The 26,386-nt window shown below is 64.3% G+C and carries 28 protein-coding genes; 8 read left to right on the top strand and 20 right to left on the bottom strand.

Going from position 1 to position 26,386, the window contains the following annotated elements; all coding sequences use genetic code 11:
• Nucleotides 1-26: 26 nt before the first annotated feature.
• The 8 genes from ACE3OO_RS15740 to ACE3OO_RS15705 all read right to left on the bottom strand — a co-directional run bounded on the left by ACE3OO_RS15740 (nt 27) and on the right by ACE3OO_RS15705 (nt 7,600).
• Nucleotides 27-500, bottom strand: a complete 474-nt coding sequence (locus tag ACE3OO_RS15740; protein WP_374304383.1) for a tetratricopeptide repeat protein — start codon at nt 498-500, stop codon at nt 27-29.
• A 13-nt stretch (nt 501-513) separates the two neighbouring features.
• Complete coding sequence (locus ACE3OO_RS15735) at nt 514-1,029, bottom strand: tetratricopeptide repeat protein (RefSeq protein WP_374304382.1); 516 nt, start codon at nt 1,027-1,029, stop codon at nt 514-516.
• A 44-nt stretch (nt 1,030-1,073) separates the two neighbouring features.
• On the bottom strand, nt 1,074-2,366 hold the full coding sequence (locus ACE3OO_RS15730; protein ID WP_374304381.1) for an RsmB/NOP family class I SAM-dependent RNA methyltransferase: 1,293 nt from the start codon (nt 2,364-2,366) through the stop codon (nt 1,074-1,076).
• Between the two features lie 6 nt (nt 2,367-2,372).
• On the bottom strand, nt 2,373-3,836 hold the full coding sequence (gene guaB, locus ACE3OO_RS15725) for an IMP dehydrogenase (protein WP_374304380.1): 1,464 nt from the start codon (nt 3,834-3,836) through the stop codon (nt 2,373-2,375).
• Between the two features lie 15 nt (nt 3,837-3,851).
• A complete protein-coding gene (locus tag ACE3OO_RS15720) occupies nt 3,852-4,568 on the bottom strand; it encodes a transglutaminase family protein (RefSeq protein ID WP_374304379.1) in 717 nt (238 codons plus the stop codon).
• A gap of 105 nt (nt 4,569-4,673) precedes the next feature.
• Nucleotides 4,674-5,354, bottom strand: a complete 681-nt coding sequence (locus tag ACE3OO_RS15715) for an RlmE family RNA methyltransferase (protein ID WP_374304378.1) — start codon at nt 5,352-5,354, stop codon at nt 4,674-4,676.
• Entirely contained in the window at nt 5,351-6,397 is a 1,047-nt protein-coding gene (locus ACE3OO_RS15710) for a Ppx/GppA phosphatase family protein (RefSeq protein WP_374304377.1), read from the bottom strand. Before ACE3OO_RS15710 ends, ACE3OO_RS15715 begins: the two co-directional genes overlap by 4 nt.
• A 171-nt stretch (nt 6,398-6,568) precedes the next feature.
• Nucleotides 6,569-7,600, bottom strand: coding sequence for a LysM peptidoglycan-binding domain-containing protein (locus ACE3OO_RS15705; RefSeq protein WP_374304376.1), 1,032 nt, complete (start codon nt 7,598-7,600; stop codon nt 6,569-6,571).
• A 179-nt stretch (nt 7,601-7,779) separates the two neighbouring features.
• Here ACE3OO_RS15705 and ACE3OO_RS15700 point away from each other — a divergent pair, with 179 nt between their 5' ends.
• Nucleotides 7,780-8,658, top strand: a complete 879-nt coding sequence (locus ACE3OO_RS15700; protein WP_374304375.1) for a cytochrome c — start codon at nt 7,780-7,782, stop codon at nt 8,656-8,658.
• A gap of 70 nt (nt 8,659-8,728) precedes the next feature.
• Here ACE3OO_RS15700 and ACE3OO_RS15695 read toward each other — a convergent pair whose 3' ends face one another.
• On the bottom strand, nt 8,729-9,184 hold the full coding sequence (locus ACE3OO_RS15695) for a cytochrome c (protein ID WP_374304374.1): 456 nt from the start codon (nt 9,182-9,184) through the stop codon (nt 8,729-8,731).
• A 223-nt stretch (nt 9,185-9,407) separates the two neighbouring features.
• Between ACE3OO_RS15695 and ACE3OO_RS15690 the strand changes: the two genes are divergently transcribed.
• Together ACE3OO_RS15690 and ACE3OO_RS15685 are read left to right on the top strand one after the other, a co-directional pair.
• Nucleotides 9,408-9,992 (top strand): TIGR00730 family Rossman fold protein, encoded by a 585-nt coding sequence (locus tag ACE3OO_RS15690; protein ID WP_374304373.1) that lies wholly within the window; start codon nt 9,408-9,410, stop codon nt 9,990-9,992.
• 182 nt (nt 9,993-10,174) lie between these two features.
• Nucleotides 10,175-11,386 carry an NADP-dependent isocitrate dehydrogenase gene (locus ACE3OO_RS15685; protein ID WP_374304372.1) on the top strand — a complete coding sequence of 404 codons (1,212 nt, stop codon included), beginning with the start codon at nt 10,175-10,177 and terminating at the stop codon, nt 11,384-11,386.
• Here the strand turns inward: ACE3OO_RS15685 and ACE3OO_RS15680 are convergent.
• Nucleotides 11,383-12,357: a LysR family transcriptional regulator gene (locus ACE3OO_RS15680; protein ID WP_374304371.1), complete on the bottom strand. Its 975-nt coding sequence runs from the start codon at nt 12,355-12,357 to the stop codon at nt 11,383-11,385. The two genes, ACE3OO_RS15685 and ACE3OO_RS15680, sit on opposite strands and share 4 nt — an antisense overlap.
• Before the next feature lie 121 nt (nt 12,358-12,478).
• Between ACE3OO_RS15680 and ACE3OO_RS15675 the strand changes: the two genes are divergently transcribed.
• Both ACE3OO_RS15675 and ACE3OO_RS15670 read left to right on the top strand, forming a co-directional pair.
• Nucleotides 12,479-12,892 (top strand): DoxX family protein, encoded by a 414-nt coding sequence (locus ACE3OO_RS15675; protein WP_374304370.1) that lies wholly within the window; start codon nt 12,479-12,481, stop codon nt 12,890-12,892.
• Between the two features lie 10 nt (nt 12,893-12,902).
• Nucleotides 12,903-13,577, top strand: coding sequence for a glutathione S-transferase family protein (locus ACE3OO_RS15670; RefSeq protein WP_374304369.1), 675 nt, complete (start codon nt 12,903-12,905; stop codon nt 13,575-13,577).
• Here ACE3OO_RS15670 and ACE3OO_RS15665 read toward each other — a convergent pair.
• The 10 genes from ACE3OO_RS15665 to flgB form a co-directional block, all read right to left on the bottom strand.
• A complete protein-coding gene (locus ACE3OO_RS15665; RefSeq protein ID WP_374304368.1) occupies nt 13,574-14,797 on the bottom strand; it encodes a cyclic nucleotide-gated ion channel in 1,224 nt (407 codons plus the stop codon). The genes ACE3OO_RS15670 and ACE3OO_RS15665 overlap by 4 nt on opposite strands.
• Nucleotides 14,794-17,442 (bottom strand): alanine--tRNA ligase, encoded by a 2,649-nt coding sequence (alaS, locus tag ACE3OO_RS15660; RefSeq protein WP_374304367.1) that lies wholly within the window; start codon nt 17,440-17,442, stop codon nt 14,794-14,796. The genes ACE3OO_RS15665 and alaS overlap by 4 nt, the downstream gene beginning before the upstream one ends.
• A 284-nt stretch (nt 17,443-17,726) precedes the next feature.
• Nucleotides 17,727-18,800 carry a recombinase RecA gene (recA, locus tag ACE3OO_RS15655; RefSeq protein WP_374304366.1) on the bottom strand — a complete coding sequence of 358 codons (1,074 nt, stop codon included), beginning with the start codon at nt 18,798-18,800 and terminating at the stop codon, nt 17,727-17,729.
• A gap of 174 nt (nt 18,801-18,974) precedes the next feature.
• Entirely contained in the window at nt 18,975-21,302 is a 2,328-nt protein-coding gene (locus tag ACE3OO_RS15650) for an ATP-binding protein (protein WP_374304365.1), read from the bottom strand.
• Between the two features lie 3 nt (nt 21,303-21,305).
• Complete coding sequence (gene flhB, locus ACE3OO_RS15645; protein ID WP_374304364.1) at nt 21,306-22,406, bottom strand: flagellar biosynthesis protein FlhB; 1,101 nt, start codon at nt 22,404-22,406, stop codon at nt 21,306-21,308.
• Between the two features lie 9 nt (nt 22,407-22,415).
• On the bottom strand, nt 22,416-23,180 hold the full coding sequence (locus tag ACE3OO_RS15640) for a flagellar biosynthetic protein FliR (protein ID WP_374304363.1): 765 nt from the start codon (nt 23,178-23,180) through the stop codon (nt 22,416-22,418).
• An 11-nt stretch (nt 23,181-23,191) separates the two neighbouring features.
• Entirely contained in the window at nt 23,192-23,458 is a 267-nt protein-coding gene (fliQ, locus tag ACE3OO_RS15635) for a flagellar biosynthesis protein FliQ (protein ID WP_374304362.1), read from the bottom strand.
• 63 nt (nt 23,459-23,521) lie between these two features.
• Nucleotides 23,522-23,821 carry a flagellar hook-basal body complex protein FliE gene (gene fliE / locus ACE3OO_RS15630; RefSeq protein ID WP_374304361.1) on the bottom strand — a complete coding sequence of 100 codons (300 nt, stop codon included), beginning with the start codon at nt 23,819-23,821 and terminating at the stop codon, nt 23,522-23,524.
• Nucleotides 23,822-23,844: 23 nt separating this feature from the next.
• Nucleotides 23,845-24,255 (bottom strand): flagellar basal body rod protein FlgC, encoded by a 411-nt coding sequence (gene flgC / locus ACE3OO_RS15625; protein ID WP_374304360.1) that lies wholly within the window; start codon nt 24,253-24,255, stop codon nt 23,845-23,847.
• Between the two features lie 28 nt (nt 24,256-24,283).
• Nucleotides 24,284-24,700 carry a flagellar basal body rod protein FlgB gene (gene flgB, locus ACE3OO_RS15620; protein WP_374304359.1) on the bottom strand — a complete coding sequence of 139 codons (417 nt, stop codon included), beginning with the start codon at nt 24,698-24,700 and terminating at the stop codon, nt 24,284-24,286.
• A gap of 158 nt (nt 24,701-24,858) precedes the next feature.
• Here flgB and ACE3OO_RS15615 point away from each other — a divergent pair, with 158 nt between their 5' ends.
• From ACE3OO_RS15615 to fliP, 3 genes are all read left to right on the top strand, one after another.
• Nucleotides 24,859-25,164: an EscU/YscU/HrcU family type III secretion system export apparatus switch protein gene (locus ACE3OO_RS15615; RefSeq protein WP_374304358.1), complete on the top strand. Its 306-nt coding sequence runs from the start codon at nt 24,859-24,861 to the stop codon at nt 25,162-25,164.
• A 104-nt stretch (nt 25,165-25,268) separates the two neighbouring features.
• The gene (locus ACE3OO_RS15610; RefSeq protein ID WP_374304357.1) at nt 25,269-25,628 is read left to right on the top strand and encodes a flagellar biosynthetic protein FliO; all 360 of its coding nucleotides are present in this window, start codon (nt 25,269-25,271) and stop codon (nt 25,626-25,628) included.
• On the top strand, nt 25,621-26,382 hold the full coding sequence (fliP, locus tag ACE3OO_RS15605) for a flagellar type III secretion system pore protein FliP (RefSeq protein WP_374304356.1): 762 nt from the start codon (nt 25,621-25,623) through the stop codon (nt 26,380-26,382). The genes ACE3OO_RS15610 and fliP overlap by 8 nt, the downstream gene beginning before the upstream one ends.
• Nucleotides 26,383-26,386: the final 4 nt, after the last annotated feature.

Raw genomic sequence — 26,386 nt, 5'->3', positions numbered from 1 at the left:
GGGGCCCCTGCTTCAGCCTGCTTGCTTCAGCTTGGCTTGGCCGCCCTGTAGGCGGCGATCTTGTTTTTCAGTTCCGTATACTCGGCGCAGCCGAAGGTGCATAGGCTGCTCAGCCGTTTCAGATGCTCCTCGGCCTTGTCCGGCTGGTTGGTCTTGAGATACGCCTCGCCGATATATTCATGGGCGCCGCGATGCTTGGGGTCGATCTCCAGCGCCTTGTTATAGGCGATGAAGGCTTTCTCGTAGTCGCCCTGGTTGCGCAGGGCATAGCCCAGCCAGTTGAAGGCGTCGGCATTCCTGTCGTCCTTGGCCACCACCGCCTGGAACAGCGGGATGGCGGCGGCGAAGTCCTTGGCATCGATGGCCTTGCGGCCTTCGGTGAAATTCGGATCCACCGGCCGGTTCGCGGCTGGCGCCGGATCGTTGCTGCCCATGGCGAAGGCAGCAGCGGGCGACAGGGCCAGCAGAATGGCGAGAAGCAGATGGCGCAGGATCGACATGGCTTGCCCTCCCTCAGCTCGGCTTGCCGGCCTTGTAGGCCGCGATCTTGTTTTTCAGCTCGGTATATTCGGCGCAGCCGAACACGCACAGGCTGTCGAGGCGCTTGAGATGTTCCTCGGCTTTCTCAAGCTGGTTGGTCTTGAGATACGCCTCGCCGATATATTCATGGGCGCCGCGATGGCGCGGATCGATCTGCAGCGCCTTGGTGTAGCTGGCGAAGGACTGCTCGTAATTGCCCAGGTTGCGATAGGCATAGCCCAGCCAGTTATAGGCATCGGCATTCTGGGCATCCCTGGCCACCACCGCCTGGAACAGCGGGATCGCCGCGCTGAAATTCTTGGCGTCGATGGCCTTGCGGCCTTCGGTGAAGTTCGGATCGGCCGGCTTGGCGGCGGGGGCCGGATCGCTGCTGCCGGCGGCATGGGCCGGCGCCACGGAAAGACCCGGCAAGGGAACCGGGGAAAAGCTGAAAACGGCGGCCAGCAGGGCGGCTGGCAGGGCAACTGGCAGGATACGGGGCGCAGACATCGTGAAGCTCCTCGATGCGGATGGCACTATATCCGTCCCGGGCTTCATGCGGCCACCCCTGCACCCGTCCGCCGGAAGGCGGCGGCGAAAAATCCGTCGGTGCCATGGCGGTAGGGGGTCAGGGACAGCCGGGTCCCGGAACGCATACGGGAGTCCGTTATAGCCGCCCCCCAGGCCTCGGCCAGCGGCAGGGCCGTAAATTCCCCGTGATGGTTGAGGAACCAGTCGGCCTGCTCGCCATTTTCGGCAGGCAGGATCGAGCAGGTGGCATAGACCAGGCGGCCGCCGGGCCGCACCAGCCGCGCGCCATCGGTCAGCAGGCCGCGCTGGCGCCGCAGCACTTCGTCCAGACTGGCGGGATCGTAGCGCCAGCGCGCCTCGGGGTTGCGCCGCCAGGTGCCGCTGCCCGAGCAGGGCACATCCAGCAGCACGCGGTCGACCTGGCCTTCCAGCTTGCGCAGCAGATCCGGCATGGCATCGGCCGGATGCACCGTCACGTTCCGCACGCCGGCGCGCTCCAGGCGCGGGATCAGACGGTCGATGCGACGCTGGTCGTTGTCGGCGGCATGGAGTTCGCCCTGGTTGCGCATGCAGGCGGCCAGCAGCAAGGTCTTGCCGCCAGCCCCGGCGCAGAGATCCACCACCACCTCGCCCGGCCGGGCATCCACCAGCAGGCCGGCCAGCTGGGCCGCTTCGTCCTGCGGTTCGATCAGGCCGTCGCGATAAAGATCGTTCATCTCCAGCCGGACGCGTTCCGGGATGCGGATGCCCAACGGCGAAAACGGGGTGATGGCCGCCGTGATGCCATCGGCCTGCAACTGCTCCAGCACGATGGTGCGGTTGGTCTTCAGCGTGTTGACACGCAGGTCCAGCGGTGCGCGACCGTTCAGCGCGGCCAGTTCCATTTCGGTATCGGCGCCGAAAGCCCGCTGCACCATCTCGGCCACCGATGGCGGCAGGTTGCCGCGTGCCCAGAGCGGTGCGTCTTCGTCCGATGGCAGGCGCGAGAGGGCAGCGGCTTCATCCTCGCTGATCGGCGGCGGGGCGTAGCGGCTGCCGTCGCAGAGCTGGCGCCAGACATGCAGCGGTGTGGCGGCATCGGCGAAGACCAGCAGACGCGGCGTGAGTTCGGCGCCGGCCTGCTGCACGCGCCAGCGCCGCATGCCCTGCTCGCGCAGAACGGCATAGACCTGCTCGGCGACGGCGCGGCGGTCTTTCGCGCCGGCATAGCGGCTGCGCCGCTGCCACTCGGCCACCACGCGGTCAGCCGCGGCCGCGCGGTCCAGTATCTCGGCGATGATTTCGATGCTGGCGGCCAGGCGCGCGGCCGGCGTCATCGAGACTTAATTCTCCTGCCGGTAATTGGGTGCCTCGCGGGTGATCGCCACGTCATGCACATGGCTTTCGCGCAGGCCGGCCGAGGTGATGCGGATGAACCTGCAGTTCTTGCGCATCGCATCCAGCGTGGCATTGCCGGTATAGCCCATGGCGGCACGCAGGCCGCCGACCAGCTGGTGCAGGATGGTGCCGGCCGGGCCCTTGTAGGCGACGCGGCCCTCGATGCCTTCGGGCACCAACTTCAGCTTGTCGCCCACTTCCTGCTGGAAATAGCGATCTGCCGAACCGCGACCCATGGCGCCGATCGAGCCCATGCCGCGATAGGATTTGTACGAGCGGCCCTGATACAGGAACACCTCGCCCGGCGCCTCGTCGGTGCCGGCCAGCAGCGAACCGATCATGCAGGCGCTGGCGCCGGCGGCGATCGCCTTGGCGAGGTCGCCCGAAAACTTGATGCCGCCATCGGCGATGATCGGGATGCCGGCCTTCTCGGCGATGGCCACCGCATCGGCCACGGCGGTAAGCTGCGGCACGCCGACACCGGCCACGATGCGCGTGGTGCAGATCGAACCCGGGCCGATGCCGACCTTCACGGCATCCACACCGGCATCGATCAGGGCCCTGGTGCCTTCGCTGGTGGCGACATTGCCGCCGATCACCTGGGTCCGGTTGGACACCTTCTTGATCGCCATGATCGTTTCCAGCACGCGGCTGGAATGGCCGTGCGCGGTATCGACGATCAGCACGTCGACGCCGTTATTCATCAGCTCCTGCGCGCGCTCCAGGCCATCGGCGCCGGTGGAGACGGCGGCGGCGCAGCGCAGCCGGCCCTGCTCGTCCTTGCAGGCATTGGGATGCAGGCGGGCCTTTTCGATATCCTTCACCGTGATCAGGCCAACGCAGCGATAGGCCTCGTCCACCACCAGCAGCTTTTCGATGCGGTGCTGATGCAGCAGCCGCTTGGCCTCGCCGATGGTGACGCCCTCGCGCACGGTGATCAGCGGATGCTTGGTCATCAATTCGTGCACCGGCTGGCTCATGTCGGTGGCAAAGCGCACGTCACGGTTGGTCAGCACACCGACCAGCTTGCCGCCCTGCGTCTCGGTCACCGGGATGCCATGGATGCCATGGCGCTCCATCAGCGCCAGCGCGTCGGCCAGCGTGGCATCGGGCCGGATGGTGAGCGGATTCACCACCATGCCGGATTCGAACTTCTTCACGGCGGCGACTTCGCGGGCCTGTTCCTCGATGGTCAGATTCTTGTGGATCACGCCGATGCCGCCAGCCTGGGCCATGGCAATCGCCATGCGCGCCTCGGTCACGGTATCCATCGCCGCCGAGATCAGCGGGATGCCAAGCTCGATGGTCCGCGTGAGCCGCGTACGGGTATCCACTTCGGTCGGCAGCACGCTGGACGCCGCCGGCTCCAGCAACACGTCATCGAAGGTATAGGCTTCACGGAACTGCATGGGATACTCCTTGGATCACGCGGATTTGGTCTGGGGCTTATTGTTATTCTCGGCAGCCGCCTCGGCGGCGAAGTCGCCACCACTGCGCTCTTCCTTCATCAGGTCGGGATAATGCGTCAGCATGGCGTCGCGCCATTCGGCGAACGGCAGGTCGGCGAAGCTGCCACGGTCGGCCACGTATTCCATGTGGCGGCGGTTGTCGGCATCGAAGGGGTGGAACACCGAGTCCGTCTCGCCATCGAAGTCCAGCGGCAGCACGCGGAATTTTTCGCAGAGCGCCAGATTGAAGGCCGGCGTGGCCTTCACCCATTTGCCGTCGATGAAGAGTTCCGTGTAGCCGTGATAGTAAAAGATATCGGTGCCCATCTGGGCGCGCAGACGTTCAGTAGCCAGATGGTTCTTCACATCCGCCAGGCCGAGCCGCGACGGAATGCCCTCGGCGCGCGCCACGGCGGCCAGCAGGATCGCCTTGTTGACGCAAAAGCCCTTGCCGCGCTCGATCACACCCGAGGCGCGCATGCCGTCATGGCTGACTTCGACGCTGTAGGGATCGTAGAGGAAGCGGTCGCGCACCGTGTAATAAAGCCGGATCGCCTTGGCCTTGGGATCGGTCTCGTCACCCACTGCTTCGCGGGCCAGCGCGCGCACGGCCGCATGATCGCTATCGATGAAAGGGGTGGCGGCAAGGTATGCCGGGTCCACCGCGGGCTCGGAAAGGTCCGACGCGGCCATTGGCAAGGCGGCTCCTGAAGGGAGTGAAGTGTGTCCTTGCCGCGGAGGATATAGCCCCTCTTCGCCGCCGGGTCCAGCACCAAAAGCTGCCGGCTTTTAGGGGGGTTAGCCGCGGAAGCCGGTGGCGATGACGTAGGATTCGGCCGAATCCGCCCGGCTGGCCGGCGGTTTGACATGCCGCACGGTGCGGAAATCCCGTTTCATGGTGTTGAGCAGCTCGTTCTCGGTGCCGCCGCGCAGCACCTTGGCGACGAAGGCGCCGCCCGGATTGAGCACCCGCAGGGCGAAATCCAGCGCCGCCTCGCACAGCATCATGATGCGGATATGGTCGGTCTGGCGATGGCCGGTGGCCGGCGCCGCCATGTCGGAGAGCACCAGATCGGCCTTGCCGCCCAACGCCTCGATCACCTTGTGGTCGGCGTCCTCGGCCAGGAAATCCTGCTGCATCAGCGTGGCGCCCACGATGGGGTCGACCGGGTTGATGTCGACACCCAGCACGAAGCCGCCGGCCGCGTCGCCCGCCTTCACGCGCTTCACCGCCACCTGGGTCCAGCCGCCGGGCGCCGCGCCCAGATCGACCACGCGCATGCCCGGCTTGAGCAATTTGTATTTCTCGTCCAGCTCGATCAGCTTGTAGGCGGCGCGGCTGCGCCAGCCTTCGCTCTTGGCCGCCTGCACGTAAGGGTCGTTGAGCTGACGCTGCAGCCAGCGCGCCTGGCCCACGGTGCGCCCGCGCGCGGTTTTCACCCGCACCTTCAGCCCGGACTTGCGCGGTGGCGCGGTCATCGCCGCCCCCTGTTGCGGTTCCCGTTCTGGCGCGACTGCCGCATCAGTTCCACCAGCACGCCTTCGCGCACACCGCGATCGGCCACGCGCAGGCGCTGGGCCGGCCAGAAGCGATAGAGCGATTCCAGGATGGCACAGCCGGCCACCACCAGGTCTGCCCGCTCCTCGCCGATGCAGGGATGCAGGGCGCGTTCGGGCACACTCTGCGCCGCCAGTTTGTGCGACTGTTCGATCACGGTGGGAAAATCGAGCCAGCAGCCATCCACATGGCGGCGTTCATAGCGTGGCAGGCCCAGCAGAACGCCGGCCAGGGTGGTGACGGTGCCGGACGTGCCCAGCACCTGCACGGCGCCGCTTTTCAGCTTCTCGCTCAAGCGATGCTTTTCCTCGAAGGGACGCAGCACGGCCGAGACTTCCTCGATCATGCGTTCGTAACTGCCGCTGTCATGGTCGCCGGGGCCGAAACGCTCGGTCAGGTTCACCACGCCATAGGGCAGCGAAATCCAGTCGATCACCTCGGTACGGCCACCGCCGGGCAGTTTCGCCCAGAGAATCTCGGTGGAGCCACCGCCGATATCGAACACGATGGCCTCGCGATGGGGCGGTTCCAGCAGGGGGGCACAGCCGGTGAGTGCCAGCCGCGCTTCTTCCGCCGTCGAGATGATATCGAGCTGGATGCCGGTGGCGATCTTCACCTCGTGCAGGAATTCAGCCCCGTTGCCGGCACGGCGGCAGGCTTCGGTGGCGACCGCACGGGCAACGGCCACGCCGCGACGCGCCATCTTCTCCGAACAGATCTTCAACGCATCGATGGTGCGCGCCATCGCGGCATCCGACAACTGGCCGGAAACCGACAGACCCTCGCCCAGACGAACGATGCGCGAGAATGCCTCGATCACCCGGAAACCGTCGCGATGCGGCCGGGCAATCAGCAGACGGCAGTTGTTGGTGCCCAGGTCGAGCGCGGCAAAGATCGGCGCGATGCCCTGCGGCGGCACCCCGGCAGCCATGCCCGGCTTCGCGTCAGGCGCATCAATTGTCACGCAACCATCCTTCGACGCACCCGATCCGGGGCGATGCAGCCCGGCAGATCGTGGAAATTGAGTTCATGGCGCCAGTGTAGCCTGCCGCGCGCCCGCGGTTAAGGCTGCCAAATGGCCAATCCCGCCGATCCGGCCAGTGATCTGACCGGGGGATCCGGCCCGCAGGCCGGATCAGTTCTGGGCTTTCGGGGCCGCCGGCGCCGTGCTGCCATTGCGGGGCAGCGTGAAGATCTGGCCCGGATAGATCAGGTCGGGATCCTGGATCTGGGACTGATTGGCGCGGTAAATCTCGGTATAGAGCGGGCCTTCGCCATACAGCCGGCGGGCGATGCGCCACAGGCTGTTGCCGGGCTGGACCACGACGCTGGAACCGTCATCGTTGAACTTGATGTCTTCCGGCCGGGCCCGGCTGAAGGGCAATTCCAGGCGGGAGGCGACCTTGCCGCCGGCCTGCTCGACCTGATCGACACGCAGGGAGTAGATGCCCGGATCAACCGGCTTTTCCGGCCGCATGGTCCAGCGGCCGTTCTTGTCGGCGGTGGCAACCCCGATCGGCTCGTTATTGAGATAGATCTGCACGGTGGCGCCGGGCTGGGCACGGCCGGACAGGATCAGATTGCCGGTCTGGTCATATTCGATGGCATCCAGCGCCAGGCCCTTGCGGGCCGGGTCAAGCGGACCATCGGGACGCTGCAGCAGGCGGCTGGCGCCTTTCAGCGGCGTGAGCACGGCAATCGCCTGTTCGCCGCCCTCGCCTGGCTGGCATTCGGGCACCACGGCAACCACGCTGGCCTCGGCCTTGATCGGTTCCTGACCCTGCATCTGGGATTCCAGCACGAATTCCTGGTTGCCCTTTTCCAGCGGCAGGTCGGGGACCAGCACCCATTCGCCGCGACTGTCGGCCGTCACGCGGCCCAGTTCGCGCTGGCCGGTCTTGACCACCACCACCGAGCCCGCCATGGCACGGCCGGCGAAAACGGAGGTGCAGTTCCGGCTGATCCGCACCACGTCGAAGCTGGGCGGCATCTTGGCGACGCTGTCCGCCGGCGGCGGCGTGGGCGCGGCCGGCACCGGCGGCGGCGCCGGAATGTTGGCCTGCGGAGTCATGCCGCGTTTGTTGGGATCGGCGCCGAAGAAGATCACTGCCAGGATGCCCAGGACAGCAACGCCGAGAAGGATGAAGAAGAAACGACTGCCCCGCACCGTATTATCCCGGCTAGCCAAATTGTGAACGACGAACGAGATTAAGTCCTCGCCAGAGGACCCGCAACACCTCTAACTTGTTCAGAGTTTGCAAATCCTTACCAACAGCCGTTTTCCCACCCGCCATGCGCCACGACCGCTCCCTGCCCCGCCCCTGCTTACGGTTCCTGCTCGCAGCGATGGCTTTGACCCTGATCCATGCCAGCGTCGGCGTGGCCCAGACGCCGTCTGGCACCCCAAATCGCGACGATCCGGTGCAATACGGCGCCTATGTTTTCCGTGCGGGCGGCTGCTTCGAGTGTCATACCGACACCAAGGGCAAGGGCCAGCCCCTGGCCGGTGGACGGGGCCTGCCGACACCATTCGGCACCTTCTATTCGCCCAACATCACCCCGGACCCGGAAACCGGCATCGGCCGCTGGAGCGAGGCCGATTTCGTGCGGGCAATGCGTCAGGGCCTGTCGCCGGCCGGTGAAAACTATTTCCCTTCCTTCCCATACACCGCATTCGCCAAGATCAGCGACGCCGACATGCGGGCATTGTGGGCCTATTTGCGGGCGCAGCCGCCGGTGAAACAGCAGAACAAGCCGCATGACGTACCATTCCCGTTCAACCTGCGCATGGCGGTCTGGGGCTGGAAGTTCCTGTATTTCGACGGCAAGCCCATGATCGCCGATGCGGCGAAATCCGCGGCCTGGAACCGCGGTGCCTATCTGGTCAACGCGCTGGGCCATTGCAGCGAATGCCACACCCAGCGCAATCCGCTGGGCGGCCTGAAATCCGACATGATGTTCGCCGGCTCGACCGATGGCGCCGAAGGCAAATCAGTGCCCAACATCACGCCGCATCCAGCCACCGGGATCGGCCGGTGGAGCGAGAAGGACATCGCCGATTTCCTGGGCAGTGGCATGACGCCGGAGGGCGATTTCACCGGCGGCCTGATGGGCGACGTGATCGAGCAGAGCACCAAATACCTGACCGCCGAGGACCGGCTGGCCATGGCGACGTATCTGAAATCCCTGCCGCCGATCGACCACCGGCCGCGCAAGCCCCAATAAAATCCGACCGCAATAAAAAACGGGCCGGCAAAAGCCGGCCCGTCGATACTGCACTGCCTAAAACGACAGATCAGCTCTTGGGCGTACGATACGGGCGGTGGCAGGAGCCGCAGGTACCGCCCAGCGCGGCAAAGTCAGCCTTCACCGCATCCATGTTGCCGGCCTTGGCCGAAGCGGCCAGTTTCTCGGCTGCCGCCTTGCTGGCTGCCGCCTGCTTCTCGAAATCGGCCCAGTTCGCCCAGATTTCCGGCTTGGCCCAGGTCTCGGCGCCTTTGTCCGAGCCCTGGGGGAACAGGCCCGGGATCTTCGCGGCCGTGGCGGCAATCGTCTCGGCCGGGGCAACGGCATTGGCCGCCGGGCCGTTTTCGTCCACCACCTTCTTGATCGCCGCCATGGCGGCGCCCTGCGCCTTCATGCCGTCCTGACGGGCCTTGATGACGTCGGCCTGCGCCACCGCCAGACCAGCCCCCGCAGTCACCGCGACGCCCAGAACCGCCGCCAGAACCGCCTTATGCCATGTTGCCATGTGATTTTTCCCTGCGTTAGAGACCCGTCTGCTGTACCGGGCCGGAATCCTGTATACCCGGTCTGCGGCGGATCGACGACAAGTCATTCAATCCTCACGAAGAATTCAACACGTGTTACCCACAGGTAACAGTAGCCGAGATACTGGCGCTGGCGCCGGCGGGCAGAATCGGCTACCCATCCCCACCCTGAACAAGCCACCTCCCAGTTCGTTTGGACCCGCGATGACCGCCATCCGCTCTGTCTGCGTCTATTGCGGCTCGAGCCTCGGCGAGAGCCAGATCTACACAGCCCAGGCCCAGATCCTGGGGCGTCGCCTCGCCGAGAACGGCATCCGCCTGATCTATGGCGGCGGCCGCATCGGCCTGATGGGCGTAATCGCCGATGCCGCGATGAAGGCCGGCGGCGAAGTGGTCGGCATCATCCCCAATCACCTACATGACTGGGAAGTGGGCCATACCGGCCTGACCGAACTGCATGTCGTCGACAGCATGCATACCCGCAAACGCATGATGGTCGACATGTCGGATGCCTTCATCGCCATGCCGGGTGGCGTGGGCACATTGGACGAATTCTTCGAAGTGGTGACCTGGCGGCAGCTCAAGCTGCATGACAAGCCGATCATCGTGCTGAACACGGAAGACTACTGGCACCCCCTGCTGGCTCTGGTGGAGGCCGTGATCGAACGCGGCTTTGCCCGCCGCACCACCAGCAACCTGTTTACCGTGGTGGACGATGCCGAAGCCGTGGTAGCCGCCCTGCTGGCCGAGCCGGCACCCGAGCGCCCGGCCACCCCCAGCCGGATCTGAGCCGGTCGCCCGCCTTTCGCCACGGAACCATGGGCAATGGCGGGACTTTGATCTTTTCTCGCCCGGCCTAGAGTTTAAATCCACCCGCCTTGCCGGGGCGAAGGCCTTTGCCCGGCCGGCCCGCTTTGCTAGGGTCCGGCCACCTGACGAAACGTAACCGAGACCGTGGAGGGATCTGTCTTATGGCGAAAATCAAGGTGAAGAATCCGGTCGTCGAACTCGACGGCGACGAGATGACCCGGATCATCTGGAAGTTCATCAAGGAGAAGCTGATCCTTCCCTATCTCGACGTGGATCTGCTCTATTTCGATCTCGGCGTCGAATACCGCGACAAGACCAACGACCAGGTCACCATCGATTCCGCCCATGCCATCCTGAAGCATGGCGTCGGCGTGAAATGCGCCACCATCACGCCGGACGAAGCCCGCGTGAAGGAATTCAATCTGAAGGAAATGTGGAAGTCGCCGAACGGCACCATCCGCAACATCCTGGGCGGCACGATCTTCCGCGAGCCGATCATCTGCAAGAACGTGCCACGCCTGGTGCCGCACTGGAACGACCCGATTGTGGTCGGCCGCCATGCCTTCGGCGACCAGTATCGCGCCACCGACTTCCGCTTCCCCGGCAAGGGCACGCTGACCATCAAGTTCGTCGGCGAGGACGGCAAGGTGATCGAGAAGGAGGTCTTCAAGGCCCCCAGCAGCGGCGTCGCCATGGCGATGTACAACCTGGATGACTCGATCCGCGACTTCGCCCGCGCCAGCATGAATTATTCGCTGGCCCGCGGCTGGCCGCTTTATATGTCGACCAAGAACACGATCCTGAAAGCCTATGACGGCCGTTTCAAGGACCTGTTCGAAGAGGTGTTCAACGCCGAGTTCGCCGACAAGTTCAAGGCCGCCGGCATCACCTACGAACACCGCCTGATCGACGACATGGTGGCCTGCGCCATCAAGTGGTCGGGCAAGTTCGTCTGGGCCTGCAAGAACTACGATGGCGACGTGCAGTCGGACGTTGTGGCGCAGGGGTTCGGTTCGCTGGGCCTGATGACCAGCGTGCTGATGACGCCGGACGGCAAGACGGTGGAAGCCGAGGCCGCCCACGGCACTGTGACGCGCCACTATCGCGAACACCAGGCCGGCCGCGAGACCTCGACCAATCCGATCGCCTCGATCTTCGCCTGGACGCGCGGCCTGATGCATCGCGCCAAGCTGGACAACAACGCCGATCTGGACAAGTTCGCCAAGACGCTGGAGAAGGTCTGCATCGAGACGGTGGAAGCCGGCTTCATGACCAAGGACCTGGCCATCCTGATCTCGAAGGACCAGCCCTGGCTGACCACCCAGAAGTTCCTCGACAAGATCGACGAGAACCTGAAGAAAGCGCTGGCCTAAGTCCGCGCTTTGCCTGTCACCCGTTTGCGGCGGGGAGCAGATCGCTCCCCGCCGTTTTTCTTTTCCTGCCGTCCGACAACACCTGCCAGCAGGTTGCGGGAGGCGATGATGCCTCCTCCGACCACATCGAAAAATGCCCGCACACGCGCGGTGCCGCGCAGATCCTCGTGGGTGACGATCCATAATTCGCGGTCCAGGGCCGGGATCGGCTGCGGCACCAGCCTGACCAGATCCGGCTCCGGATCGCCCAGATAGCAGGGCAGCACCGCCACGCCGATGCCGGCTCTGGTGGCGACAAGCTGATTCACCACGCTGTTCGTCCGGTAGATCGTGCTGGCGTCGGCGCCGCGCCGCGCCAGCCAGTCGGCCGTATTGATGCCGGTGACACCGCTTTCCCAGCCGATCATGGGCAGATGCTCGAACCGCAGGTCGCGGATGACCGGCAGGGTTTCGGCCAGACCTTTCGAGGCGTAAACCGACCAGGCAATATCGGCCAGCTTGCGGCCGTAGAGATCGCCCTCCTTCGGCCGCATCACGCGCAGGGCAATATCGGCTTCGCGGCGCGACAAACTCAGGATGCGATTATCGATCAGCAGTTCGATGCTGATGCCGGGATGGATGGCGTGGAAGCGGGCGATCTGACCGGTCAGCACCCGATAGGCCAGCGTTTCGGAAGCCGTCACGCGCAAACGGCCCGTCAGGCTGTGATCGCGGCCAGCGATCTCCCGGTCCAGCGCCGCGGCCTCGGTTTCGATCCGCTCTGCCGCCGCGACCATGTGTTCCCCGGCCGCAGTGGGCGCATACATCCCGCCGGGCAGGCGTTCGAACAGCCGCACGCCCATGGCCGTTTCAAGCGCGCCAAGCCGGCGGAAGGCGGTCGAGTGATTGATGCCGAGCGCGGCTGCTGCGCCGGCCAGGGTCGTTGCGCGGCCGATGGCCAGCACCAGCCGAAGGTCGTTCCAGTCCTGCATGGCATCAGCATAACCATTTGCCCGTTTGCAGTCATGCAAATTGAATTTCCAAAAGTGCATATGGATTTGCAAAATGGAAGGCGGTACTTCGGCAGCGGAACCAACCTGCGGAGACCGCCCGATGATCGACCTCACCTCGCCCGCCAGCCGCGACTACGGCATTGCCCTGCTGCGCGTCAGCCTTGGCGTCATGTTTCTGGCCCATGGCCTGCTGCTGAAAGTCTTCGTGTTTGGCCTGGCCGGCACGGCAGCCTTCTTCGAAGGCATCGGCCTGCCCGGCTGGCTCGCCTATGTCACGGCCCTGGCGGAAACGGTCGGCGGCCTGATGCTGATCGCCGGCATCCAGACGCGCATTGTGGCGCTCGCCCTTTCTCCCATCCTGATCGGTGCCTGGTATGTACATGCCGGAAACGGCTGGGTCTTTTCGGCATCGAATGGCGGCTGGGAATATCCGGCATATCTGCTGGTGCTCTGTGTGGCGCAGGCCCTTGTCGGCGGTGGCGCTCTCCGGTTCCGCGCCGTCCGCGCCGGATAAGGAGCCGATCATGACGCAACTGAAACTGGTCAGCCATGCGCTCTGCCCTTACGTGCAGCGCGCGGCCATCACCCTAACGGAAAAGCAGGTCTCATTCGAGCGCATTGTGGTTGACCTGGGCAACAAGCCCGAGTGGTTCAGGGCCCTTTCACCACTGGGCAAGGTTCCGCTGCTGGTGGTGGACGATGCCGTGCTCTTTGAGTCCGCCGCGATCTGCGATTACCTGGACGAGACGATCGCGCCCCGCCTGCATCCCGCCGATCCGATCCGGCGCGCCCAGCACCGCGCCTGGATCGAATTCGCGTCTTCGCTGCTGAATGACATCTGGGGATTCTATATCGCCTCCGATGCCGCCGGCCTTGAGCGGAAGACGGCGGATATCGCCACCAAATTCCAGCGTCTGGAGGATGAGCTGGCGAACCGGGAAGGGCCGTATTTCTCAGGCGCGGATTTTTCCCTGGTCGATGCCGCATTCGGCCCGGTCTTCCGGTATTTCGACGTGTTCGAGCAATATATCGATCCCGGTTTCTTCGACGGAAAACCGAACCTGCAGGCCTGGCGACGCGTGCTTGCGGCGCGGACAAGCATAAGAGAGGCCGTGTCGCCCGACTATCCGAAGCTGCTGGATATCTTCCTGCGTAACCGCGGCTCGTATCTGTCGAGCCTGATGAAAGCCGCTGCCTAGACGGCGGGGGGCGTATCGCCCTCCGCTGTTTTCCTTTGTGCGGCACGCTGTTCGGCCAGGTTGGAAATATGCTCGCGGATGGCCGGATGCACCTGCAACAGGCGCTGGAAATCCGCCACATCCAGTGTAAGCAGGCGGCAGGCGGATACGGCGCTGACGGTGGCGGTGCGATCGGTGCGATTGAGCAGCGCGATCTCGCCGAAATGCTGGCCCGGCCCCAGCACCACGGGCTCGGGCAGGATTTCCACCTCCACCTCGCCGGCCATGATGAAGAACATCGCTTCCGCGCGGTCGCCCCTGCGCACGATTACCGCGCCGGCCGGCACCACCTGCGGCTTGAGCAGACTGGCGATCTCGGCGATCGAACTGGCATCGAGCTGGCTGAAGATTGGCAACGATGCCACCGCGCGCCAGGTCACCATGAATTCGCGGCGCTTGAATTCCTCGGCGAAACCCGAGGCGAGCAGACCGGCCGGGATGGCAAAGGTGGCCACACCCAGCACGATGACAAAGCCGTTGAACAGCTTGCCCAACGGCGTGACCGGAATCATGTCGCCGTACCCGACAGAGCCCACCGTGACGATCCCCCACCACAAGGCTTGCGGGATCGAGCCGAAAACCTCGGGCTGGGTCTCGTTCTCCAGCACGTACATGATGCAGGACGCGATCACCAGCAGTACGCCGACCGTCATCAGCGCGGCACCCAGGGCCGACATTTCCCGCCGCAGCACGCCGGCGACCATGCTTAAGCCCGGCAGGTAGCGCGCCAGCTTGAACAGGGTGAACATTTCCAGCGTCAGAAACAGGTCACGCGGAAACGGCACAATCAGGTTGATCCAGAAGGGCAGGATCACCAGCAGATCGATGACGCCCGGAAACGACATCATATAACGTCGGCGCATTGCCGCGGCGCCGGTACGGCCGGCATGGATGTAATCCGGCGCGATCCAGATGCGCAGCAGGTATTCGACCGTGAACAGGATATCGGTGGCTTCGCGCACACGGTCGAGCCAGAAGCCGCTGCGCGCATCCAGTCCGGGAACGGTGACCAGCACGATGGCGAGCGCGCAGGTCGCGATGCCGAGCAGGATCAGGCTCGAGACCAGCCGATGGCCAAAGCCGGCATCTGCCAGATCATCGGCCAGCAGCTCAAAGCAGAACCGCCGCCAGCCTCCATCGGCTGTGGCGGCGGCGTGGCGCTTGTAGCGCCCCGAGGTCACGCTGCCTTGCCGATCTCGGCTGCGATGGCATCCAGCGCTTTCTCGGCGCCCGTCGGATCGGCACCGCCGCCCTGGGCGAAATCGGGCCGGCCGCCGCCACCCTGGCCGCCAATCAGCGGGGTGGCGATCTTGACCAGATCGGCGGCATTCAGCTTCGCGGTGAGATCAGCGCTGACGCCGACCACCACGGCCACCTTGCCGTCGGCAACGGAGGTGAGCGCGACGACGCCGGAGCCAAGCTCCTTCTTCAGCGCGTCGACCATGCCGCGCAGGTCCTTGGCCGGCACGCCATCCAGCCGGCGGGCGGCATATTTCACGCCGTTGAGGTCCTTCACCTGCGGACCGCCCGCACCGCCACCGGTGGCGAGCTGCTTGCGCAGTTCGGAAAGCTCGCGCTCCAGCTTGCGCTTTTCCTCCAGCAGGGCGGTCAGGCGCTGCGGCACCTCGCGCGGCTGGGCCTTCAGCGCATCGGCGGCGGCTTTCAGGGTCTCTTCCTGTTCGGCGAAATAGGCGCGCGCCGCCTCGCCGGTCAGCGCCTCGATACGACGCACACCGGCGGCCACGGCGCCTTCATTGACGATCTTGAACAGACCGATATCGCCAGTGCGGCGCACATGGGTGCCGCCGCAGAGTTCAACCGAATAATCCTTGCCGCCATCCAGCTTGCCCATGGCCAGCACACGCACCTCGTCGCCGTATTTTTCTCCGAACAGGGCCATGGCGCCGGCGGCAATGGCTTCGTCGGGCGTCATCAGGCGGGTGGTGACGTCGCTGTTCTGGCGCACGATCTCGTTCACCTCGGCCTCGACGGCCAGGGTCTCGTCGGCGCTGAGCGGCTTGGGATGGCTGATATCGAAGCGGAAGCGATCCGGCGAGACCAGCGAGCCCTTCTGCGTGACATGGTCGCCCAGCTTGCGCCGCAGGGCGGCATGCAGCAGATGGGTGGCCGAGTGGTTGGCACGGATCGCGCTGCGACGGGCATGATCGACGGTGAGCGTCGCCATGTCGCCGACTTTCAGATTGCCTTCCACCACCTTGCCGACATGCACATGCAGCAGGCCGAGTTTCTTCTGCGTGTCAGAGATCTGCACCTTCGCGCCGCCGGCGGTGGCAATCACGCCGGTATCGCCGACCTGGCCGCCGGATTCGGCATAGAACGGCGTCTGGTTCAGCACGACGGCGACCTCGGCACCGGCCTTGGCCTCCTGCACCGGCTGTCCGTTCACCACGATGGCATCGATGCGACCTTCGGCGGCTTCGGTGTCGTAGCCGAGGAATTCGCTGGCGCCCTGCTCTTCCTTGATGTCGAACCACACCTTCTCGGTGGCCGCCTCGCCCGAACCGGCCCAGGCCTTGCGGGCCTCGGCGCGCTGGGCGGCCATGGCCTCCTGAAAACCATCGAGATTGACGTTGATGCCACGCAGACGCAGGGCATCCTGGGTCAGGTCGAGGGGGAAGCCATAGGTATCATACAGCTTGAAAGCCACTTCGCCCGGCAGCATGTCGCCCTTCGACATGCCGGTGGTGGCTTCGTCCAGCAGCTTGAGGCCACGATCCAGCGTCTGCTTGAAGCGGGTTTCCTCCAGCTTCAGCGTCTCGCTGATCAGGCTTTCGGCGCGGCCGAGTTCGGGATAGGCGCGCCCCATAACCGAAACCAGCGCGGGCACCAGGCGGTGCATCAGCGGCTCCTTGCAGCCCATCAACTGGGCATGGCGCATGGCGCGGCGCATAATGCGGCGCAGCACGTAGCCGCGACCCTCGTTTGACGGCAGCACGCCATCGGCGATCAGGAAGCAGGACGAGCGCAGGTGATCGGCGATCACGCGGTGGCTCATCTTGTGTTCGCCATCGGCATCGGTATGCGCGAAATCGGCCGACGCTTCGATCAGCGTGCGCATGATGTCGATATCGTAATTGTCGTGCTTGCCCTGCATCACCGCGGTGATGCGCTCCAGGCCCATGCCGGTATCGATCGAGGGCTTGGGCAGGCTGATGCGCTGCTCCTTCGTCACCTGCTCGAACTGCATGAACACGAGATTCCAGATCTCGATATAGCGGTCGCCATCGGCATCCGGGCTGCCCGGCGGGCCGCCGGCCACCTTGTCGCCGTGATCGTAGAAGATTTCCGAGCAGGGGCCGCAGGGGCCGGTATCGCCCATGGCCCAGAAATTGTCAGACGTGGCGATGCGCACGATGCGCTCGTCGGGCAGGCCCGCCACCTTCTTCCAGATGTTAAAGGCCTGGTCGTCGTCGTGATAGACGGTGACCCAGAGCTTGTCCTTGGGCAGGCCGTATTCCCTGGTGATCAGGTTCCAGGCAAACGGGATCGCCTCTTCCTTGAAGTAATCGCCGAAGGAGAAGTTGCCGAGCATCTCGAAGAAGGTGTGATGCCGGGCAGTATAACCGACGTTATCCAGGTCGTTATGCTTGCCGCCGGCCCGCACGCATTTCTGCGAGGTGGCGGCGCGGGTATAGGGGCGCTTTTCCTGGCCGGTGAATACATTCTTGAACTGCACCATGCCGGCATTGGTGAACATCAGGGTGGGATCGTTGCGCGGCACCAGCGGCGATGAATCCACCACCTGGTGCCCGGCCTTGGCGAAATAGTCGAGGAAAGCCTGCCGGATATCGCTGGCGGAGGACATGGACTTCACACCCCTGATCAAGGCCGGCGGCGAATGGGCCGGCCGGCGGAATTTCTGCTGTCTGGGCCGGGCCGGCCGTTAAGGATTTTCACCCCCGGGCCACCCGGCAAGAGGACTTAATTAACGCCCCGGGAAACCCCTGTCCAGCCAGCGGAAAGGCGGCCTGGAAGCGGTTAACTGCCCAGCTTTAGGGCAAAAAAAGACCCCGGTACCGAGCTCCGGTACCGGGGTTCCCATGGAGGAGAGAACTCATACGCCGCGAGATAGCGGCGCGAGGGGAAAAATCAATCTGCGTCCTCGGTCTCCGAGGCATCCGCGCCGGCATCGATGGCGGCGGCGACAATGCCCGAATTGGCCTTGATCGCAGCTTCAATCTTTTCGGCAACCTCCGGATTTTCCTTCAGAAATACCTTGGCCTGCTCGCGGCCCTGGCCGATCCGCTGGCTGTCGAAGGAGAACCAGGCGCCCGACTTGTCGACCACATTGGCCTTCACGCCCAGGTCGATCAGCTCGCCGGTCTTGGAGATGCCTTCGCCATACATGATGTCGAAATCGACCACCTTGAACGGGGGGGCCACCTTGTTCTTGACCACCTTGACGCGGGTCTGGTTGCCGACCACCTCGTCGCGCACCTTGATCGAGCCGATACGGCGCACGTCGAGGCGGACCGAAGCATAGAATTTCAGCGCGTTGCCGCCGGTGGTGGTTTCCGGGTTGCCGAACATCACGCCGATCTTCATGCGGATCTGGTTGATGAAGATCACCATGGTATTGGACTTGGAGATCGAGGCGGTGAGCTTGCGCAGGGCCTGGCTCATCAGGCGGGCCTGCAGGCCGACATGGGTGTCGCCCATCTCGCCTTCCAGTTCGGCCTGCGGCACCAGGGCGGCGACGGAGTCGACCACCAGCACGTCCACGGCACCCGACCGCACCAGCGTATCGGCGATTTCCAGCGCCTGTTCGCCGGTATCGGGCTGCGAGATCAGCAATTCACCGATATTGACGCCCAGCTTGCGGGCATAGGACGGGTCCAAGGCATGCTCGGCATCGATGAAGGCGCAGGTGCCGCCCTTCTTCTGGGCCTCGGCCACCACATGCAGGGCGATGGTGGTCTTGCCCGAGCTTTCCGGGCCGTAGACCTCCACGATGCGGCCGCGCGGCAGGCCGCCGATGCCAAGGGCGATGTCGAGGCCGAGCGAGCCGGTCGAGACCGATTCGATCTCGATACTCTGACGCGCCCCCAGCTTCATCACGGAGCCTTTGCCGAAGGTGCGCTCGATCTGCGAGAGCGCGGCTTCCAGCGCCTTACCCTTGTCCATGTTCTCTTTTTCCACGACGCGAAGATTGGGGGACGACATGCGGGGGCATCCTTTCATGGGGCCGGTGGATTTGCAACGATACGCGCTAATGACCCTATATGTTCTCATAAAGTTGCCATTGTCCAGCGAAATCAACAAGTCCCTGCCCTGACAGGGTTTTTTCACTTCATTCGCAGGATGTTCCCGGTCTATTTCAGCCAGGTTCGCGGCCGTTCAGGCCGCAGGGCGATTCCCGCCGGGGGGCTCGGCATCCATCACTTCCTTCACTTTTCCGGCCAGCTGGCTGAGGGAAAATGGCTTGGGCAGGAAGTTCACATGGGGCGATTTCGCCATACTCGAGCGTAAACTGTCTTCAGCATAACCAGAGATAAACAGAATTTTCAGGTCGGGACGGCTCTGCCGCAGGGCCGCCGCCAGGCTGGGGCCGTCCAGATTGGGCATCACCACGTCGGAGATCAGCAGTTCCACCCGGTTGAGCTGGTCGGTCGGCAGGGCCAGCGCCTGTTCGCCCGAGGCCGCCTCGATTACGGTGTAACCCTTGTTGCGCAGCGCCCGGGCGGCAAAGGCACGCACGGCATCCTCGTCCTCCACCAGCAACACCAGGCCGCGACCGGTGAGATCGCGGGTATCGGGACGCGCCTCGTTGCGGCTGGCCGCGATTTCCTCGGGCTTGGGCCGATAGCGCGGCAGATAGATGCGGAAGCTGGCTCCCTGCCCCGGCGCGCTTTCGACATGAATGAAGCCGCCGGTCTGCTTGATGATGCCATAGACGGTGGACAGGCCCAGGCCGGTGCCGGCGCCCACCGCCTTGGTGGTGAAGAAGGGATCGAAGATCTTCGCCATATGCTCGGGCGCGATGCCGTGACCGGTATCGCTTACCTCGATCAGCACGTAATCGCCGGGCGGAACGGTCTCGGCGCCCAACTCGGTGGCGCGGTCGACATGATAGTTGAGCGTGCGGATCTTCAACTCGCCGCCCTCGCTCATGGCATCGCGAGCATTGACGGCCAGGTTGATGATCACCTGCTCGAGCTGACCCTGGTCCACCTTCACCAGGCCAAGATCGCGGCCATGGGTCATGGTCAGCGTGATGGTCTCGCCAATCAGGCGGCCGATGAGGTTGCGCAGATCGGCCAGTACGTCGGTGACGTCCAGCACCTTGGGCACCAGGGTCTGCTGGCGTGAAAAGGCGAGCAGCTGCCGCACCAGATTGGCGGCCCGGCTGGCATTCTGCTTGATCTGCATGACATCGGCGAAAGACTGGTCGCCGGGCTGGTGCCGCTGCAGCAGCAGGTCGCAGAAGCCGATCATGGCGGTGAGCAGGTTATTGAAGTCGTGCGCGATGCCGCCGGCCAACTGACCCACCGCCTGCATTTTCTGGCTCTGGTGAAACTGCGTCTGCAGACTGCGCTGCTCGGTGGTGTCGACCAGATAGACAAGCTGCGCCGACTGGCCGTCATCGCGTTCCGCCGACGATGCCGCAAACACCTCCACCACGCGTTCGTGCGGACCGGCCAGGCGGACTTCCAGGGGGCGGCCGAAAATCTCGCCGCGTCGCAGGGCCACCAGATGCCGGGTCAGAGCCAGCGCATCTTCCTCGCGCACCAAGGCGGCCAGCCGCTGGCCCAGCCAGTCGTCGCGACCGCACAGACCGGCGAAGGCGGCATTGGCTTCGCGGATGGTGCCGGCAGCATCCAGCACCAGGATGCCGACAGGAGCCTGGTCGAAGAAGCGGCGGAACTCGGCCTCCACCGGACGCAGCGTGCCGCGTTGGCGCAACTCAAGACCCAGATCATGCACCACGGCGCTGTAGCGCAGCGGATGGCCTTCGGGGTCGGGAATGGCCGTCTGACTGACACTGACCAGGCGAAGCCCGGCCTTGCCCACATCACCCTTCTCGTCTTTGACAGGTTTCAGCTTGGCCTCGCCGCCTTCCCAGTCCGGCGTCATCGCCTCGCCTTCGCGGCCTTCGCCATGCTGCAACACATCCGACAGGCCGAGACTGCCGCCGACCAGTTGTTCCGGCTGCAGCCCCAGCCAGGCGGCAAAAGTGCGATTGGCGAACAGGAAACGGCCATCGGGCGCGACGGAATACAGCCCGACGGGTGCGTTGTCGATGAAGGCCGCCAATTCATCGCGCTGCTGCCGCACTGCAATCAGCGCGGCGGCATTGTCAGGCATCTCCTGGATATCCCAGATCACCCAGTCGCGCCGGCCCGGCACCAGCATGCCGGTGACACGGAGCGGCATGAAATCATCGCCCAGCTCAAGCGGGAAATCCTCCTGCACGGCCCGCCCCAGCGGCAGCAGCGCGCGCAAGCGCGACAGGGTCTCGACATTGCCGATCTCGCCGGCCAGCAACTGCTCGGGCGGAATCCCGCCCTCCCGGCCCAATCGCCCGGCCAGCACACGATAGGCTGTATTGGCGGCCAGCAACGTGGTGCCGCGCGTGACGGCGCGGGCAAACGGACTGGCTTCGGCCAGCAACCAGGCGGCGCGGCGACGCGACGTTCCGATCAGGGAGAGGAAGGATAATGACATCCGCTACTCGATCGTCTCGACCTTGGGCTCGTAACGGGCCTGCAGGCCGTCCTTCAGCCGCATGATATAGCTGATCACCTCGGCCACGGCGCGGTAATGGTCGATCGGGATCGGGTGGTCGAGTTCCACCTTATAGAGCGCACGGGCGAGCGGCGGATTCTCCACGATGGGAACGTCGTGCTCGGTGGCGATCTCGCGGATGCGCCGCGCCAGCACGTCGACACCCTTGGCCACCACCATCGGGGCCTCCGATTGTCCCGCCTCGTATTTCAGGGCCACGGCATAATGCGTCGGGTTGGTGATCACGACACTGGCCTCGGGCACCGCCGCCATCATGCGCTTGCGCACGCGCTGCATGCGCAACTGGCGCAAGCGCGCCTTGATGATCGGATCGCCTTCGGTTTCCTTATGCTCGTCCTTGACCTCCTGGCGGGTCATGCGGAGTTGTTTCATGAAATTGTAGCGCTGGTACAGGTAATCGGCGACCGACACGACCGCCATGATGGCGATCAGCGAACCCAGCAACTTGAGCACGATGGTGGCGCAGAAGGACAACACGACGGCGAGATCAAGATCGATCAGGGTCTCCAGCCGGTCGAGTTCTGGCATCAGAATCGCAAACAGAATGGCGCCAATGATGCAGACCTTCGCCAGGTTCTTGACGAATTCGATTGCGGTCGGCACCGAGAAGATGCGCTTCAGGCCGGCCATCGGCGAAAGCTTGCTGATGTCGGGCTTGATCTTCTCGGGCGTGAACTGGGGCGGGTTCTGCATGATGCTGGCCGCCAGGCTGAATACGGCGAAGACCCCCAGCACCGGGCCGATCACCATGCTGACGTCGAGCATCAGGTCCAATGCCAAACGGGTCAGGTGGCTGGGATCGATCGGGATGCGATGCGGCTGCTCGAAAAAGACCAGCGTGGAGCCGATCACACGCCGCGACATCACATCGCCCATCAGCCACAGCAGCAGTGCGGCGGCCAGGAAGATGAACAGATGGCCGATTTCCTGCGACTTGGCGATATTGCCCTTTTTCGCCGCGTCTTCGAGCCGTTTGCCGGAAGGGTCTTCGGTTTTGGAGTCTGGATCGGCGTCTTCGGCCATCTCCGCCTCCTAACGCGGCGCGAGGAACTGCGCCATCAGTTCCTCGTAGCGCGTCGTGAACATCAGGCCGATTGCCGCCAGCGAGAAGCCCAGTACGAACAGCGAGCTGGCAATCTGGGGCGCCTGCATGATGAAGAAAATCTGCAGCGTGGGCATCAGGCGATTGAGCAGGCCAAGGGCGACGTTGAATATGATGCCATAGACGATGAACGGCGCCGCCATCTTGGTGCCCACCGCAAAGCTGGAGGCGACCAGATCCGTCGCCACGTTGGCGAAATCGCCGAAGGCCGGCACCCGCAGTGGCGGGAACAGCACATAACTGTCGTAAGCCGCCTGCAGGGCGAGCAGATGCAGGTCGGTGGCGAAGATCAGGGCGATGCCCAGAAAAACCATCATGCTGCTGAGCAGCGCGCTCTGCGATCCCTGGTTAGGGTCGAAGAACAGGGCGGCCGAGAGGCCGGCCTGCATGGCGATGATGCTGCCGGCGACATGCAGGCCCGACATGATCAGGCGCGAAATCAGCCCCAACGCCAGGCCAAAGCCAACTTCGGTGACGATCAGGAAGGCAAGCTGGAACGGCTGGGCCGGCAGCGGCGGCAGGCTTGGCCCCAGAATGGGGGTCGACAGGCCAGCAATCAGCAGGGCTATGGTCAGGCGCACGCGCGCAGGCACCGATGTCTCGCCAACCGCCGGCAGCGCCATCATGGCCGCGCCGAGCCGGCAGAATATCAGGATGAAAGCGTAGATATTGCCGGCGACGAAATCCTGCAGCACGACCCGCCCCGCTATTGCAGGCCAGCGATGCGGATGGCGATCTGCTCCATGAAGGTGATCATGGTGCCGATCATGAATGGCATGGTGAGGATCAGGGTGCCAAAGATCGCCAGGATTTTCGGCACGAACGTCAGGGTCGGTTCCTGGAGCTGGGTCAGGGCCTGGAACAGCGAGATGGCAATACCGATCACCAGGCTGACGATCATGGCGGGCCCAGCCACCTTGATCAGAACCCAGATCCCATCGCGCATAACATCTACAACTTCGACGGCCGTCATCGATTCGCCCTCTGCCGCCGACCATACCGCATTGTCTGCCGCAACCCCAGAGGGGTATGCGGGTCAGATCGGCATACGCATGATTTCCTGGTAGGCGTTGATGACGCGGTCGCGCACCGCCACCACCGTATCGAGGGCGACTTCGGCATTGGTCACGGCCGTCACCACGTCGGTAACATCGGCCTTGCCGGCCACGGCCCTGGCCGAGGTGACCTCGGACTGCTTCGAGGCATCCACGGCCTGCTGCAGGGCCTCGCCCAGCATGTCGCCGAAACCGCCACCGGCTTTAACCTTGCTGGCATCGCCGGTGGCCAGAGAGGCCGCCAGCCCGGAAAGGGGATTGCCTACGCGAAGATCGGCCATGGTTCAGTCTCCTCTCGCCGGCATCAGTTCCGCAGCAGATCAACCGTACGGGTGATCATCTGCTTGGCCGAATCGACCACGTTGAGGTTGGCCTCATAGGTGCGCTGAGCTTCGCGCATGTCGGCCATCTCGATCACGGTCTTGACGTTGGGCATTTTCACATAGCCATCGGCGTTGGCCGATGGATGACCGGGATCGTATTTCAGTTCGAAATCCGACTTGTCGGTTTTCGGCGGCTGGGCCTTGACCATATTGGCGCCGGTGGCGCGGTCGAGCTCGCTTTTGAAACTGACAACCTTGCGACGGTAGGGATCGCCGCCGGGCGTCTTCGCCAGGGAGTCGGCATTGGCAATGTTTTCCGCCAGGGTCTTGAGACGCTCGCCCTGGGCACGCATGCCCGAAGCCGAGATTTTCATGGCATTTTTCAGTTCCATGGATCGCCTCCGGTATCCGCTGCGGAGATTAACGCTGGCCGCCGGTGCCGATCGCCTTGCGGAGCATGGTGACCTGCTTGCGGTAAAGGTTGGTTATCAGGGAATGGTCGGCCTGGGTTTCGGCGACATTCATCATCTGCTGTTCGAGGTTGACCTCGTTGCCGTTCGGCGAGGCCTCGTAAGTCCCCTTGCCGCGTTCGGTCTTCCAGGTATCGCTGCCGCGCGTGCCCAGGCCGCGGAAATGACCCGGCTGGGTAGCGCTGGCGGCCATGCCGAGCTGGCTGTTACGGACCAGTTCGCTGAAGCCTACCTGCTTGAGATCCTTGGGCTTATAGCCCGGCGTGTCGGCATTGGCGATGTTCTCGGCCAGCACGCGCTGACGCTCGCCCAGCCAGTCCATGCGCCGGGTGATCGCCTTCAGCAGGCTGATGCGGTCGAGATCCATGCCATATCCTTTATCGAGGGCGGGGCCGGCCTAGCTGAGCCGGGCTGGCCTTTGCCACTGGCTGGCAGACTGGCCCCCAGCCGTAAAGATTCGGTTAACCGGGAGCCGTGATAGGATGTCGCAAGCCCCCTGCCTCACGATATGGCCCGATCCGACCCATGGCCCAGCCCCCGTTCTCCTCCCCGCCCGGCAAGCCGGCCCCACGCAGCAAAGCCGTCGCCCTGGGGTATGACGCCAAGCGCGACGACGCCCCCCGGGTGGTGGCCTCCGGACAGGGGCATATCGCCGACCAGATCGTGCGCATCGCCCTGGATCACGGCATCACCGTGCGGCAGGATTCCGATCTGGTCGAAATCCTGTCCAAGCTGGATATCGACGCCCTGATCCCGGTCGAAGCCTTCGCCGCCGTGGCCGAGATCCTCAGCTACATCTATCGCAGCCAGGGCAAGGCCCTGCCTGAATAACGAGCCGGGTTCCTGGTTCAGAGCATGGTCCGGAGCATGAGATCGTATCGGCTTGACCCGACTCGGGGGGCGCCACCAAAGTAACGCGCAATCAGGGAACCGGCATGGACAGCATCAATCTTACCCAAGTGGCGATCGCCTTCGGTGGTCTGCTGATTCTGCTGGCCCTGTTCTATTATGGCGCCCGCGCCCTTTCGGGCAGCGCCCGTTTTGGCAAATGGCGGCCGGGCCAGCGCATCGGCGTGGTCGACAGCATGCCGCTGGACGGCGCGCGCCGGTTGGTTCTCGTGCGCCGCGACGACACCGAACACCTGCTGCTGCTTGGCAGCCATGGTGATGTGGTGATTGAAACCGGTATCCCGGCCCTCAGGCCGGAGGACAACGCCGGCGGTGCCGAAGACGCCAGCAGCGGCTGGCCGACTCTGCGTGTGCCAGGCCGACAGGGACACGACCGCAATGCGTAACCGCTGGATCGTCAAGAGCGCCACCCTGGGCCTGGCCATGGCCATGGCCGGGTTTTTCCTGCTGATGCCGTCTTCGCTGATGGCGCAATCGGTTTCCATCGACCTGGGCCAGGGCGGAAGCCTGACCGGGCGGGTCATCCAGCTGGTCGCCCTGACCACCGTCCTGGCGCTGGCGCCGTCTATCCTGGTGGTCATCACCAGTTTCGTTCGTATCGTCGTCGTGCTGTCGCTGCTGCGCAGCGCGCTGGGTACCCAGGCCACGCCGCCGAACACCGTGATGATCAGCCTGGCGCTGTTCCTGACCTTCTTCATCATGCAGCCGGCACTGGAGCGTGCCTATGCCGACGGCATCCAGCCCCTGATGGAAGAGCAGATCGACGAGCGCGTCGCCTTCGACCGCGCCATTGCGCCATTCCATGAATTCATGCGCGGTCAGGTCCGCGAAAAAGACCTCGCGCTGTTCAGCGGCTTTGCCCGCCTGCCGCCACCCGCCAGTCCCGAAGCGATTTCGCTGCGCGTGCTGGTGCCTGCATTCATGATCAGCGAGTTGAAGCGCGCCTTCGAGATTGGCTTCCTGCTGTTCATACCCTTCATCGTGGTCGATCTGGTGGTGGCATCGGTGCTGATGTCGATGGGCATGATGATGCTGCCGCCGGTGATGATCTCCCTGCCCTTCAAGCTGATCTTTTTCGTGCTGGTCGACGGCTGGAACCTGGTCTGCGCCGCGCTGGTGGAAAGCTTCCTCGGCCGCTGAGGCC

Source organism: Ferrovibrio sp. (genome assembly GCF_041906005.1).
Taxonomy (GTDB): Bacteria; Pseudomonadota; Alphaproteobacteria; order Ferrovibrionales; family Ferrovibrionaceae; genus Ferrovibrio.
This window is presented reverse-complemented; position numbering and strand designations above follow the sequence as displayed.